Source organism: Acidithrix sp. C25, from assembly GCF_904848545.2.
This window is the reverse complement of record NZ_CAJHCI020000003.1, coordinates 734,737-748,052: the sequence shown is the minus strand read 5'-3', so window position 1 is coordinate 748,052 and position 13,316 is coordinate 734,737. Positions and strand designations below refer to the sequence as shown.

At 46.6% G+C, this 13,316-nt stretch carries 10 protein-coding genes; 5 read left to right on the top strand and 5 right to left on the bottom strand.

Annotation, left to right across the window (positions count from 1 at the left end; genetic code table 11):
- Positions 1–302: 302 nt before the first annotated feature.
- Both ACIDITHRIX25_RS000000102285 and ACIDITHRIX25_RS000000102280 read left to right on the top strand, forming a co-directional pair.
- On the top strand, positions 303–1,937 hold the full coding sequence (locus ACIDITHRIX25_RS000000102285; protein ID WP_052605176.1) for a CHAD domain-containing protein: 1,635 nt from the start codon (positions 303–305) through the stop codon (positions 1,935–1,937).
- 55 nt (positions 1,938–1,992) lie between these two features.
- Positions 1,993–2,766 carry a ParA family protein gene (locus tag ACIDITHRIX25_RS000000102280; protein WP_052605177.1) on the top strand — a complete coding sequence of 258 codons (774 nt, stop codon included), beginning with the start codon at positions 1,993–1,995 and terminating at the stop codon, positions 2,764–2,766.
- 80 nt (positions 2,767–2,846) lie between these two features.
- On the opposite strand, the gene ACIDITHRIX25_RS000000102275 is transcribed toward ACIDITHRIX25_RS000000102280, so the two are convergent.
- The gene (locus ACIDITHRIX25_RS000000102275) at positions 2,847–4,061 is read right to left on the bottom strand and encodes an MFS transporter (protein WP_152625917.1); all 1,215 of its coding nucleotides are present in this window, start codon (positions 4,059–4,061) and stop codon (positions 2,847–2,849) included.
- Between the two features lie 514 nt (positions 4,062–4,575).
- On the opposite strand from ACIDITHRIX25_RS000000102275, the gene ACIDITHRIX25_RS000000102270 reads away from it, so the two are divergent.
- Both ACIDITHRIX25_RS000000102270 and ACIDITHRIX25_RS000000102265 read left to right on the top strand, forming a co-directional pair.
- Complete coding sequence (locus ACIDITHRIX25_RS000000102270; protein ID WP_052605180.1) at positions 4,576–5,964, top strand: MFS transporter; 1,389 nt, start codon at positions 4,576–4,578, stop codon at positions 5,962–5,964.
- A gap of 67 nt (positions 5,965–6,031) precedes the next feature.
- Positions 6,032–6,556 carry a gamma carbonic anhydrase family protein gene (locus tag ACIDITHRIX25_RS000000102265; RefSeq protein ID WP_052605181.1) on the top strand — a complete coding sequence of 175 codons (525 nt, stop codon included), beginning with the start codon at positions 6,032–6,034 and terminating at the stop codon, positions 6,554–6,556.
- 263 nt (positions 6,557–6,819) lie between these two features.
- Here the strand turns inward: ACIDITHRIX25_RS000000102265 and ACIDITHRIX25_RS000000102260 are convergent, their stop codons facing one another.
- From ACIDITHRIX25_RS000000102260 to ACIDITHRIX25_RS000000102250, 3 genes are all read right to left on the bottom strand, one after another.
- The gene (locus tag ACIDITHRIX25_RS000000102260; RefSeq protein ID WP_052605182.1) at positions 6,820–7,791 is read right to left on the bottom strand and encodes a potassium channel beta subunit family protein; all 972 of its coding nucleotides are present in this window, start codon (positions 7,789–7,791) and stop codon (positions 6,820–6,822) included.
- Positions 7,792–7,944: 153 nt separating this feature from the next.
- The gene (locus tag ACIDITHRIX25_RS000000102255; RefSeq protein ID WP_052605183.1) at positions 7,945–8,733 is read right to left on the bottom strand and encodes an ABC transporter ATP-binding protein; all 789 of its coding nucleotides are present in this window, start codon (positions 8,731–8,733) and stop codon (positions 7,945–7,947) included.
- Positions 8,734–8,941: 208 nt separating this feature from the next.
- Complete coding sequence (locus ACIDITHRIX25_RS000000102250; RefSeq protein WP_052605184.1) at positions 8,942–9,349, bottom strand: EamA family transporter; 408 nt, start codon at positions 9,347–9,349, stop codon at positions 8,942–8,944.
- 157 nt (positions 9,350–9,506) lie between these two features.
- Here ACIDITHRIX25_RS000000102250 and ACIDITHRIX25_RS000000102245 point away from each other — a divergent pair, with 157 nt between their 5' ends.
- Positions 9,507–10,529 carry a GGDEF domain-containing protein gene (locus ACIDITHRIX25_RS000000102245; RefSeq protein WP_052605185.1) on the top strand — a complete coding sequence of 341 codons (1,023 nt, stop codon included), beginning with the start codon at positions 9,507–9,509 and terminating at the stop codon, positions 10,527–10,529.
- Positions 10,530–11,361: 832 nt separating this feature from the next.
- On the opposite strand, the gene ACIDITHRIX25_RS000000102240 is transcribed toward ACIDITHRIX25_RS000000102245, so the two are convergent.
- Entirely contained in the window at positions 11,362–13,305 is a 1,944-nt protein-coding gene (locus ACIDITHRIX25_RS000000102240) for an IS1634 family transposase (RefSeq protein ID WP_502756226.1), read from the bottom strand.
- Positions 13,306–13,316: the final 11 nt, after the last annotated feature.

Genomic DNA, 13,316 nt, shown 5'->3' with positions numbered 1-13,316 from the left:
ACTATCAAAGAGATGTAACAAGAATTGATTTTGGCTCGACTCTAAAATCTACAGGCTAAAGCCAAACCACTTAGCAGCTACAGTTCAAAACTCGAGAAAAGATCTAAGCTAGCGCGCTCTAAAGGGAATTACAAAATACCTAGAATGGCCAAAACTGTCCATTCGAAGATCATTTCGCCTGCTAGTCTCAATTTGAAGTCCAAATTTACCAAGCTAAAAGTTGCGTCTAACGACTGAATTTACCATTTAGACTCTAATTGTTTACCTTTTGTTAAGGTATCCCAGCCTAAGGACGGCGCAATTTGAAGAGAATTTTCCAACGCTATCTTGCTACCCGTGAAATTGCAATTGAAACCGTAATTGACCATCTTGGTAAAAGTGACCTCTTGAAGGCACAGTCTCCAACTTCCATTCGCCAACGAAGAATTCTCTTAGATACTTTGGATTGGCGATTTGCGAGTCACGGGTGGCGTCTCGAACTTCAAGAGATTCCGAAAACTTCCAAATGTGAGCTCGTATTAACCGACGAAAAGGGTGTGAGCTTTCGTGGTGAATATACTGGAAAGCCCACAACCTCGAGTCACCCCCAACCAATCTCAATTCAATCATGCAGTTCGAAAGTGCTAGTCGAAAGAGTCAATGAAGTTGCCCTAGAGATGGCGGTGATCTCAATCGTCGAAGTTGATACCAACCATGCCGAACTGATCCATATTGATTCACATCAACGGCGGGACGCAAGCGTTGAGATCATTGCCAACCCAGCTGCCTTTGAGTTTTGGCTCCATCTAGAGTGCGATTCAGACGACAACGAGTTGATGGACCGCATTCTTGACTTTCTCAAGCGGGCGATGGGGTCATTTTGGAGGGTCGCCCCCAGCCACGACTATTACGATAGCGCACTCAGAAGTGCCAATCGAGCACGCGGCGATTTCGCGGTAAAATTTAGCGTCATTCCAAAAGCAAATGAAAACGTTGCACTTTCGATGTCTACATACCTGTCAAAATCACTCCGAAACGCCAAACTAGCCCTGGATGTCGCGAAACTTCGCGCCGACCAAGAGTCACTTCATCATCTTCGGGTCATTTTGCGTTCCACCCGAGCGATCCTAGAACCCGTGGTCAAAACTTTCAACTCTAGTTCGCTTGAAGATCTGCTCTCAAATGTAAAGTCAATCGCACAAGCCACAAATTCTGCCCGCGACATCGATGTAATAGTCACGTACTTTGGAGAGACCTCTCCGTATAACCCATTCCTGCACAAGCTCAAAGAACGTCAATCTCAGATAAACGAGACGTTAGAACGCGAATTAGAGGAGAGGTTCGTGGCACTCGAAAGCATCTGGCAAGCCAGCATTGCCAAGCTCATCGCGGCATCATCGGGAACCTTCAAAGGGCCGGATGGGAAACTGGAGATAGCCAGTACTCAAACCAAAAAATTCGTCGAAAAAACTATCTCGATGGCAAAAAGCGACTGCCAAATTACGGTTTCAGAGATAGCAAAGAAAAATGATCCATCCTCCCAAGAACTACACGACCTTCGTAAAGACTTCAAACGCCTGAGGTATCTAAGCGAGACCTTCGCCAGCGACAATACGGCTACCACCAACACTGATATCTTTCTCTCCAAAGTTCTCCAAACTGAACTTGGTCTATTTCAAGACGCCACAGTAAGGATGGAGTTTTTAGAGCAAGAAAAAGAAGGACTCGAGGACTCAAATGACCTTGCACCACTTATGTCGCTAATCAATCAAGCACAAACCTCACTACAAGAGACGAAAGCCTCTTCGGTCTTGGCATTGGTGGAACTCTCTGGCAAACCTGGTTGGTCGCACCCATCGCAGATCTCTAAAACTAACAAGTCCAAAAACAGTAAAAGAGCAAACACTTCAAAATCTCTAAGTACCACTTCGAAAAAACACGGCTCCAAGACGTTATGAAGCTACAGACAACGAAAAAAATCCGCCCTAGAAGCACCCAGACAAAGGACGACAAGTGAAGACAATCGCGTTTTACAACCAAAAAGGAGGCGTAGGTAAAACATCATTAGCGATAAACTACGCATACCTCGCCTCCCGGTCGGGCCTTCGAACATTGCTTTGGGATCTAGACCCACAAGCGAGTGCCACCTATGTTCTTAGAGTTAACGAAACCCTAGCGCCAAGGGCCAAGGCGCTTTTAGACAAAAATGTCTCCTTGGAAGATTTAGCCATACGCACCAACTACCAAAGCTTATTTATCGTTCCGGCTTCGAATGCGCAACGACTTCTCTCAGAAAAAATCTTCGATTCAAACTCAGGCAAAAACACGATCTCTAGGGCAACATCATCTGCCAAAGGATCGTTTGATCTTGTCGTAATCGACTCGCCACCCAGCTTAAATAGCCTCTCGGATTCAATGCTGGCCGCAATTGACCTCCTTGTGATTCCCCTACAACCCAGCCCACTGGCTACTCACTCACTGGAAGCGCTGTCGTTACATCTAGAAAAGATCAAGATGATCGATCGAAGTTTCACGGTCTACAACATGGTAGATATCCGCAGAAATGCACATAGAGATGCGATCTCAAATCACGAAAAACTTTCCAATATTCAACTTCTATCGAGCTATATTCCCTATGCGGCAGAGATGGAGAAGATGGCGATCGAACGAGCACCGATTTTCGAAATGAATGGTCCCCATAGACTTGCTATCGCAATTGAATCGCTCTATTTTGAGATTCAGAGCAAACTCGAAAAAATAAAAACTCGCCCTAACAAAAAAGAGTAGTAAAGGTGTGATAGTCAACTTTACATAAGAAGCTTAGAGTCAAATATCTAAGATCAAAGAGAGGTCTAGACTCCGCCGATTTATGAGAGTTTAGACAACGATGCCCGGTAGCTCAACTTTATACTGAACAAAACTCCAACCACACAAGAGATTGACACGAGCAAAAAATCAACCACAAAACTACCAGTAGAACTTTCTACAACTCCTGCCAGCTGTGGACCAACAGCCTGAGTAATTCCAAAGAAAAGGGTTACCAAGGCAAAAGTTCTTGCAAAATCAGAACCACTTTGAAAGTCCGAGATATATGCAGCAACCAAATTCGGGATACCCGACATCCCTAAACCATATGTGATCGCTCCCACTATAACCAATGGGTATGCCCCTTCTACGACAGCCACCCCAGAAAAAGCCATACATATGAAACCACCTACCATAACAATGCCACGATTGGAGATCGAATCGCTAATTCGCCCAGCAAGCACCCCACCAAAGATCGATATAAAACCAACGAGAGCAAAGATAAACGAAGACCATCCAGCCGAATAGTTGTGGTCGTGTTCGAGAGCTGTCACAACAAAGGTCAAAAATATCGCTTGAGCCAAGCCATATGCCATATATGCACCAAAAAGAAAGTTCTGTTCCGGTATTGGTGGAACGTGAGAGGGTTTTACGTCAGAATCTGTCACTTCGAAGAGGTCTACAACCTTTTGTTCACCCTTTAATTTCAATAGCGCAATCAGAGCACTCACCAGGGCAATGAAACCTTCAACATAGAGAATTATCTTCCAAGACCATAAGCCCCCCAGATTCTGAGTCATTCTGGCAAATTGCGCTTCGAGTGTGATGGCGATTCCTATCCCGGCCCCAGTTAGACCCATGGCCCATCCCTTTTTTTCAACACTTACTGCAGAGGCTGCCAATCCAGGAGATTGGATCCAGATCATCGCCCCTCCGAAACCCATCAGGACCATCGCAAAAAAGAAAGTGATGAACGAATTTGTAAAGGCAAAGATCAAAAGGCCACTTGCAGAAAGGAAGAGACCCACACGAATGAGAGTAATGTTGGAGATTCTTCGGGAGTTCAAAGTTACAAAGGTAGATCCCAGCAAATACGAGCCCACGTTTACCGTTCCTAGAGTCCCAGCCAAGGCGACAGAGTGAATAGTCGTACGCACCAAAGACGGAATGATAAGGCTGTAACTAAACCGACCAAATCCCTGTGCAACTGCAGCAAAGAGCATCGACAATCCAATAATGGCTCCCGCACTCTTTGGTCGGGCAACTCTGGTCTCCAATTTAATCCAATCTAAATTTATCTCCAGACCACTCTTGATAGTGATCGACGGGTCGGCACTCAAGAGCGAGCAAGTGGATGTGCATCCTTTGAGACACCAACTCTATCGCACACAAGACACTGAAAGGGAGGTCAAAGATCTATTTAGCCTCTAGTTTGTTTCAAGATAAAAGTATGATCTTTTGCCTCGCAAAAAAAACTGAACCTTAAAAACACTGCGGCTGTGTATCTGGCAGCTTTGTCATTGATTTAGCACAGTTACCCGCCCCGCCAGTAACTCTAGAAACTTGAGGTTGTTAGGTTCAAATCGATAGTTCAATGCGCTGACACAAAGCGCTGACACAAAACAAAGCTTGAAAACTGAATTTCGACCAGCGAAGAAACATCCTTTGAAGCAAAAAGTTATCGTCACTCATTGCCATATCTTAAAATTAGGATTATCGCCCATGACTACCCGACCCTCGTATTAGATCTATCCGATGGAATTTGCCAAGACGCCTTTAGCATGAGTAGCAGTGTCCCTTGTTGCAACGATAAAAGACCACCTATATCGTTTGGTTAGTTGGCTCAAAATTTACTTCGATCGCAATTCGCCCCTTGGGCCAATGCGGCGTGTCCACTTTTTATCCACAGTAGGCGACACTTTTACAACTGTCGCTTTAGCTGGGTCACTTTTCTTTTCGATCTCACCAAACGCTGCTCGCTCGAAAATCACCCTCTACCTTTTGCTGACCGTAGCGCCATTTGGAATTGTGGCACCATTTCTGGGTCCGATACTGGATAGAAATCGCGGTTCTCGACGATTTTTAATCTCAATGTCACTCATAGTCCGGTGTGTGTTGATGTTCTTCATGGCTCGCGACATCAAAAGTCTTTTGCTCTTTCCGGAGGCCTTCACGGTCCTGGTAGCCTCCAAGACGTATTTGGTAGCCAAAGCCGCATTAATTCCCGATCTCGCAAAGCAGATTGACTTCAAACCGGAGGTCCAAAAGTCTCGGAGATGGAAGAGCGGCCAAAACCAAAGCGGTAACCCAAATTTAGTTGCTGTCAACTCAGGAATCTCCCTCCTAGCAGCAGTATCAGGCTTTTTCGGTGGTGCCATTGCAGCCGGAATATTAAAGACCCCACATCTAGGTTCGCCTTGGGTTCTTAGAGTCGGTCTGGTGATATTTGCCTTTGGCGTCACCCAAGTTAGACACCTACATATAAAGCCAAGTCGCCCAAGAAGAGAAGGAGACAACCCCCAAAAACCCAGCGATCCTACTACAGACCCCAATCGAAATCTTAGATTGCCGGATGATCAAAATTCACAATCAGATGAGCCATCTGATGGAACCGCCCGACCTCGATCTCCCCAGTCAGTCCTACTTGCGGCAGCTGCCATGTCGGTACTTAGAGGCTCTGTAGGATTTTTCACCTTCTTCATAGCATTCAATCTCAGACGTACACACGCTCCTGCCTATTACTTCGCACTGATTCTTGCGGCCTCAGCTGTGGGTTCTGCAACGGCCACCGCCTTGACTCCTAAAATTAGGCGCTTGATGCAAGAGGAGATCCTCCTCATCACCGGTTTGGTCTTTGAAGCCGTACTCGGAGTTGTTGGCGCTGCAATCAATAACCGCCAAATAGAGGTACTTCTAGCGCTTATAATTGGATTCGTCGCATCTTCTGGAAAGCTCGCCTTTGACTCTTTAGTTCAATACAACGTTGATCCACTGCTCCAAGGACGAGCATTCGCAAGATTCGAAACTCGATTTCAACTCTCCTGGGTTGCTGGAGGTTTGATCCCAACTATCGTAGTGCTTCCAATAGGAGCAGGAGACCTGACCCTCGCATTTACCGCAATCGTCGCGGCTACTTCCTTTGCATCCGGACGAAATGCGGTTAAAAATATAACCAGATAGTCCTGCGAAACCATATTCGTCCAAACGATGACCTTTTCTATGGACAAAGCAATTCTATGATATACCCATGCCAATTTATGAACTATTTGATCGGATACCAAAGATCGCCAAGAGCGCCTACGTGCATCCAACTGCAACGATCATCGGCGATGTAACCATCGGAGAAGAGTCCACCGTCTGGCCAAATGCAGTGCTGAGAGGCGACTATGGATCAATCATAATCGGATCACAAACGTCGATCCAAGATGGTACCGTGATACACGCAACAGAAGAATTACCGACGATCATTGGCGATAGAGTTACAATCGGCCACATAGTGCACCTCGAAGGATGCACCATTGAAAGTGATTCGTTAGTGGGGTCCGGTTCGATCGTATTACACAGAGCTAGAGTCGAGTCTTTCGCACTCGTGGGGGCAAATGCGGTCGTAGTCGCGGATGTGACAGTCCCAACCAGAGCGATGGCGCTCGGAATCCCGGCCAAGATTTACCCAAATCGTACAAACGAAGTCGACTTTAGCGACGCAGTGGATAAGTATGTACAAAACGGTAAAAAATACAAGTTGGGGCTGAAAGAAGTTACCCAGAGCTAGTACTCCACCTCGAACAAGCAACTTGGCATATCCGCAAACCGCCTAATAGTGACCATCAGAAAGCTATGCAGAAATCTAGGTCAAACGCCAAAATGGCCTGGTACCGATGAAATTCACCGATACCAGGCCATAGCTTCATGATTCTCCTAGCAAGATGATAAGTGAACTCGTGCCAGCGGATTGATCACCTTATGACGTTCACGTGAAATTGCTTTTTCAAAAGAGTCGAATCAAGTTTCTTCAGGGTGCAATACCTGTTGTTCTTAGTTTGCAACCGAAGCTACGATTGCTTGAATTCTTTGAGCAATCTCTGGAGTCAAACTAGAAAGAACCTTAATCGATTCCATATTCTCATTTACCTGGGCGATCGAGGTCGCACCTGTAATTACGGTGGAAACGTTCGGATTCAACAGACACCAAGCAATTGCAAGCTGCGACGGCGTCGCACCAATCTCAGCTGCTAATTTAGCTAGTTCACCAACAACATTGTTCTTTGATGGATCGGTCAAACTTGGAGTAAGCCATTCATAGCCACTAAGTGCACCACGCGATCCTTCGGGAATTCCGTTGACGTACTTTCCACTCAGGAGCCCCGAAGCCAACGGAGACCAAGTTGTCGTGCCCATCTTGAAGTCTCTAAAGATCTCTTCATATTCGACTTCGACACGCTTACGATGAAACAGATTGTACTGGGGTTGCTCTGTCACTGGCTTATGAAATCCGTAACGATCTGCGATCTCATAGGCGTTTCGAATCTCGGCGGCGGACCATTCGGAGACGCCCCAATAAAGGGCCTTGCCACGATCGATGATATCGTTCATAGCTCTAACGGTCTCCTCGATTGGAGTCTCAGGGTCTGGCCGATGACAATAGGCGATATCAATAAAAGAAAGTCCCAGTCGTTCCAACGATCCATCGATTGCATCCAATAAATATTTGCGATTTAGAGTATTGCGCTCGTTGACGCCGTCATTTAGTCCCCAAAAGTACTTAGAGGAAACGAGATAAGAGTTACGCCGCCACTTCAACTTCCGTAGCGCTTTACCCATCAGTTCCTCAGATTGACCTCCTGCATATGCTTCTGCGTTGTCAAAGAAGTTCACACCGGCTTCACGAGCGACTTTCATCGTTGCAACTGCCAAATCCGTATCGACGGCAGTTCCAAAGGTTACCCATGACCCGAGAGACAAGGCTGAAACCTTAACCCCCGACCTTCCTAATCTTCTATATTCCATCTTCGTATCCATTTCATATTTACCAGCAATCAATTATGCCGAACCAGTCATTCTTGCTATCTAATTAAACGCTACCGTAGATAGATGCAAGTCATGCCTTTGGAAAATAGCATCATACTTAAAACGAGCAAGCCAAAAACAAATCAGGCGATTCTAGACACGCGCAAAGGCAACGAATCTTTCGCCTATTCGCGTCACATCAACATCTATCCCAAAGATCTCGCCCACGACACTCGAGGTCAAGAGGGCATTTTTGTTACCGTCGACAACCTTTCGAGCACTATTGATACCAATGATGCGATCAAAGGCCGGGGGAATCTCCTCTAAATGGTGTGTGACTAGTCCAATAGTTAGAGCGGGATTGTTGTGAGCAATCCTCTCAATTCGATTCACCAAAGCCTCACGTGCCCCAAGATCAAGACCCGCCGACGGCTCATCCAAAAGCAGAATCTCGGGCTGTGAAACAAGTGCTCGAGCTATCGCTACCTGCTGGCGCTCACCCATAGAAAGGAGCGAGAAATTTCTCCCGCTAAGAGGATCTAACCCCACAAGTTCAAGCAACTCATGTGCTCGTGCCTCATCTTTAGCAGTCGAAGCAATCCACCAGGGTGAAAATACTTGATCGATACCACTTAGTACGCACTGTAGAACCGTCATCGCACCGTTGAGCCGTTCAATCACCGAACTTCCACAGAGTCCAATGCGTCTCCTCAGGGTACGCATATCGGTGCGCCCTAGCAGCTCAGATAAGATTACAGCCTGGCCACTAGAAGGACGCACCGTGCCACTGAGAACTGTCAGCAAGGTAGTTTTTCCGGCGCCGTTGGGCCCAAGAATCACAAATCTGGCCCCCAAGTCAATCGATAGGTCGAAATCTAACAGCAGATCTCGCCCCCCAGCCTTTACGCCAACTCTCCGAAAATCGATCGCTAGATCTTGCATTGAATTCAAAACGTCCCCTCAGATAATTTGCTACCATTGCAAATCCGTCAAATACTCTACAATGGGCCAAGAGTTCTCTAGGGGATCTCCCCGAGCCATCATTGATGGCCAAAGAAACCGCCTCAAATAAGACCACAGAGTACAAACTCGCCTATTGAAGTATCAATCGAATGCATCGCTATGCATTAGAATAAATCTAAGATTTGGCTCATCCCGCCAAAAGGTAGACGGCAAAGATAGCGACCCCTATCCCAATGAGTTCCCGCGCGGAAGGCTTATACCCACTAGCAAATACCGTAATTATCAGGGTAACCATGGGATAGAGGGCGGTGATAGCCACGACGGTCGGTGCTTTTCCTTGCTTTAGTGCAACGAAAAACAGAAGATAACCAATGACACCCGAAACTGCTGCCAATACGGAAGGTGTGGTTAATACAGGCCGCACTTTGAAAAGTGCAGGCACCGCGATCAATCCTTCAATTATAACAACCGATGCCCATAAGCCAATTGGAGAAGCTCCTTTGGATGCACGCCCGGAAAAAAATCCCCAAACACCCCATCCAATGGATGAGAACACAGCAAGCAGAATCCAATTTTGCTCAATCTTGGCTAGCATCAAATCGCCTTCTATCAAATATTCTTATAATCCCAAGGAATCACGTTAGAGGAAATATTGGACGAAAGTTGAAGAAATCAGGAAAGGTATTGGACTAATCTGCCGAATAACTACATATAGGTAATTTTCAAACTCGCAGGTCTGGTGAAACGAGACAATGAACCTGGCACAACCAACGAGAGTGGCTCACCCCATTTCGAAGGCTTTCGAAGCTATCGCTTCGTCAGTTCAGTTAATTCTAGATCATTTTGGCCTCGACGGAGGGTTCCTTCTTGCGAGGCAAAGCTTCTCGCGATCTCAGGTCTCGGGAGTTATTTTAAGAAAATTTGGGCGATCCTTTGGCGTTCTTAATGGTGACGAAGTACGCATTGCGCCAAGATATTCTCAATTCCAAGATAACCCCACCAAGGTGATCAACCCTTCATCCATTCTCGCCTCGCTTCTCGTCCTTGACAAAAGCGAACAGCCTCTCTGGCTGGAGGTAAACGATGCCTTCCATGTCGGTCCCATAAGGCTGATGGCTGCACTGTCGATAATGCCGGAACTACATGACCTAAACGAGCACCAACTGATTATCTATGACACCCAGCAGTCCATAATCTCATCTGAAGAGATCTCACTTGCCCTGCTTGGTATTGGGCCTCTGGTAGCGCAAATCATCGCGGACGGCTACATCGCGGCGCGGCGCGAAATTCAAACATCTATAGTCCTAAGCGAAGCCGAAAGAGATCCCCTCACGGACGTTCTGAACCGATTCGGTTGGGAACGAGCGATCGATCACCTTCGAAGTGAGAAACCAGGCTCGATCTACTCTGTGGTCACCTTTGACCTCGATAACCTCAAGATAATCAACGATACATCGGGTCATTCAAGTGGCGATCGATATATTGCGAAATTCGCTCAAGTCTTGAAGAACGCTGTCCGAGACAACGACATGGTTGCGCGGGTTGGTGGAGACGAATTCGCAATTTTGGCGCCAAAAATGAATGCATCGAGCGCACGAGACTTTTCGCTTCGAATCGAACAACAACTAATTGCGGCTGGCGTATCCGCTTCCATCGGCCATGCCTCTGGAATGACCCCATTTTCGATCGAAAGGCTCCTCGAGGAATCGGATCGTATGATGTACCAGAGCAAAAGATACAAAAAGACCATCGCCATGACCGGCACCCTCTTTTAAATTCCAAACTAAGCATTATTAGCTTGCCATCGCTCTTTATGATCCGTTACAGGCAAGCGAGTCGTACAAACCCGAATCTGAGCCAAATCAATGCCAGCGCACTTCTGGAGAAAGTGTTGAAATTAGGACAAATATATCCAAAGGCGACACTCGACCAGAAAGGGCCAAAATTAGGGCAATAGCCCAAATCCTCTTCAAGAAAGAATTAGAAGAATACATTTCTAGCCACAACATGACAATTTGATTACGATCCCAAGCAGATCACCCAAGTAGGCCTCAAAGTGAAGTACAGCCTTCATCAGCCCACAAATTTGAGAGCTGTCACCTATTTGCGACAATGAAACGATTTAACCATTAGGTCATAAAAGATCTAGAAACTGCAGAAATTAGGCGAATAAGCACGAAACACACGCCCCTTTGGGAGTTTCTCCGTCAAAGTGCATGAAGACGACTAATTACCTTAACCATGGAAGCTCAACAAGAGATACAAAGGCACCATTGAGGCCGTTGAATTGGACAGTTGGACTCTTCTCACCCGAAGGAGGCCCGACCTATTTGCAACAAAGTCCAGCGGCTCGATTCTCGGCTTCAACTCCTTTTTAGAGCATTCCTTAGCTGGCCCTTGTCAGGGTCGGGCCCAAGCGATGGAATCAAACGCATGCATTGGTTCGTCCTTGCCTCTCATGGGCATATTATTGTTCCAACTAGACAGAATAAAAAAAGGTTGATATAATCTCTCCCTATCCAAAGCGATGAAAATCGTTAGCCCTACTTTCGGCAACCACCCCATGAAAGCCCAGGTAATGACCATATTGGTGTCTGGATTTGGGCACTACAGTTGAGCAATCACCTTCTTGGTTCGAGCTAGGGTATCTACTACTCCAAGAATAGAGTAGATCTCTTTTTGGGTAGAGTTTGGAGTAGAGGAGATACGAAGGTTATGTAGACGTTTGTTATCATCTAACATCGTTACGTTCAAGCGGCTATGGGTAGACACTTGAGCAAGAATGCTGTGAACACTTCTTTTGTCACCGGCTTGAGATAAGCTAAGTGCAATTGCTCCATAGAGGTGATAAGCAACTACTGAAATAAATAGATGAGCAGCGGTACGACTAGCTAGTTGGTGATAGATCGGTCTCATCCCTAGATTGCTCTTTAGGGCTTTGAATGCATCCTCTACCTTTGTTAGGGTCATATAGAGCTTCCAGATCTCTTCTGGTTCTAGATCGTTCCTATTGGTCTCAATCACATATGCACCATAGAGAGTCTCAGCTGCTTCTTTTACTTTTGGTTTCTCAGTCAAAACCAGCTCTTTGACTTTTTGGTCATCGCCAGTTATGGCATCTATCTCATAGCGACGTGCAATAGAGCGATGCTCTTGCTTTAGCTTTCCTATTCTTGAAGCCACAGTTGTGGCATTGGAATATTGACCACGCTTAACTGAGTCAGCTAGTTTGTCAAATGCACTTTGGAACTTAGTTTGCATACCTATAGCAATTGCCTCTTCTTTATCCCTGCGACGCTCTGAGATACATAGGATCTGCTTTATCTTGTTGTCCATGGAGTCACTTGCGTATGGTTGAGCTCTATTGGAATGGTTGGCTTGGGGTTCATTGCTCTGGGAGTGCTTGGCCTGTGGACCGCCAACTTGTGGAGCAGTATCCATCGAATCGATACCGAGGGACTCGCCGCCAAGTGAATGGTTAGCTTGTGGATGAGCGCTGAGTGATCCAGCATCGATGAAATCAACACGCATCGACTCACTGCCCATCGACTCGATGCCCATCGACTCACTGCCTTGTAGATGAACAACTATTTGCTCAGAATCCACCTCAGCACCCAGGTTACCACCCGACTCAGCAGCTTCTCCCTCGGCACCCGACTCAGCAGCTTCTCCCTCGGCACCCGACTCAGCAGCTTCTCCCTCGGCACCCGACTCAGCAGCTTCTCCCTCGGCACCCGACTCAGCAGCTTCTCCCTCGGCACCCGACTCAGCAGCTTCTCCCTCGGCACCCGACTCGGCAACTTCTCCCTCGGCACCCAGGTCAGCACCCGCCTCGGCAGCTTCTCCCTTGTCATCCATCTCACCACCCAGGTCATCACCCAGTTCTTTGATGTAGATGCTCTCATTGGAGGAGTTCTTGATCTCTAAGAAGGTATCTTTTCCTTGGCGTAGTTCAGCTAGATAGTGTCTAGCTGCATTAGCGCGTGTAATTACCAGATAGCTAAGACCATAGGACTCAATCAGTGCGATGTTGTCATAAGTTGCTATCCCTCTATCCATGATAACCGTTGGGAGATCTTCGCTAAAGAGTCCCTGTCTTAGGTGACTAGAGATACTAGATAAGACATCACCAAGGGTTTCAGGCTCTGACTGATTACCGGGATATATGTGGCTATAGATCGGTAGTCCACGATCATCCACCAAAAGGGCAAGACTTACTAAAGTACAGTCGAAGCGCTTCTCTTTGGAGTGGCCATATTGGGCTAGATCATTACCAAGTGTTCGTCCCTCAAAATAGGCATTGGTAAGATCAAATAAAAAGAGACGCTTATTAGTTGGGTAAAGCTCATTCTCGGCTTTGATAAGTGCCATCTCGATTGAGTCTTTAGCTTCGTAGATAGCATCAGCTATCTCATAAATAGCATCTTTACCGATATTGCTAAGGTCTTGGTCTACCAATTCATAGAGTGCAGAGTCCTCTTTTAGGAAGCGATGTGTTTCAAGATCAGAAGAAGGAGCAACCAAACGAGCACATATTACAGCTTTAGCAATCCCTCTCTGCC

What these genes read in the sequence shown, in the direction of transcription:
- ACIDITHRIX25_RS000000102255 (WP_052605183.1), bottom strand. Translation starts at nt 8,733, where the DNA reads ATGCAAGATCTAGCGATCGATTTTCGGAGAGTTGGCGTAAAGGCTGGG.
- ACIDITHRIX25_RS000000102250 (WP_052605184.1), bottom strand. Translation starts at nt 9,349, where the DNA reads ATGCTAGCCAAGATTGAGCAAAATTGGATTCTGCTTGCTGTGTTCTCA.
- ACIDITHRIX25_RS000000102260 (WP_052605182.1), bottom strand. Translation starts at nt 7,791, where the DNA reads ATGGAATATAGAAGATTAGGAAGGTCGGGGGTTAAGGTTTCAGCCTTG.
- ACIDITHRIX25_RS000000102265 (WP_052605181.1), top strand. Translation starts at nt 6,032, where the DNA reads ATGCCAATTTATGAACTATTTGATCGGATACCAAAGATCGCCAAGAGC.
- ACIDITHRIX25_RS000000102245 (WP_052605185.1), top strand. Translation starts at nt 9,507, where the DNA reads ATGAACCTGGCACAACCAACGAGAGTGGCTCACCCCATTTCGAAGGCT.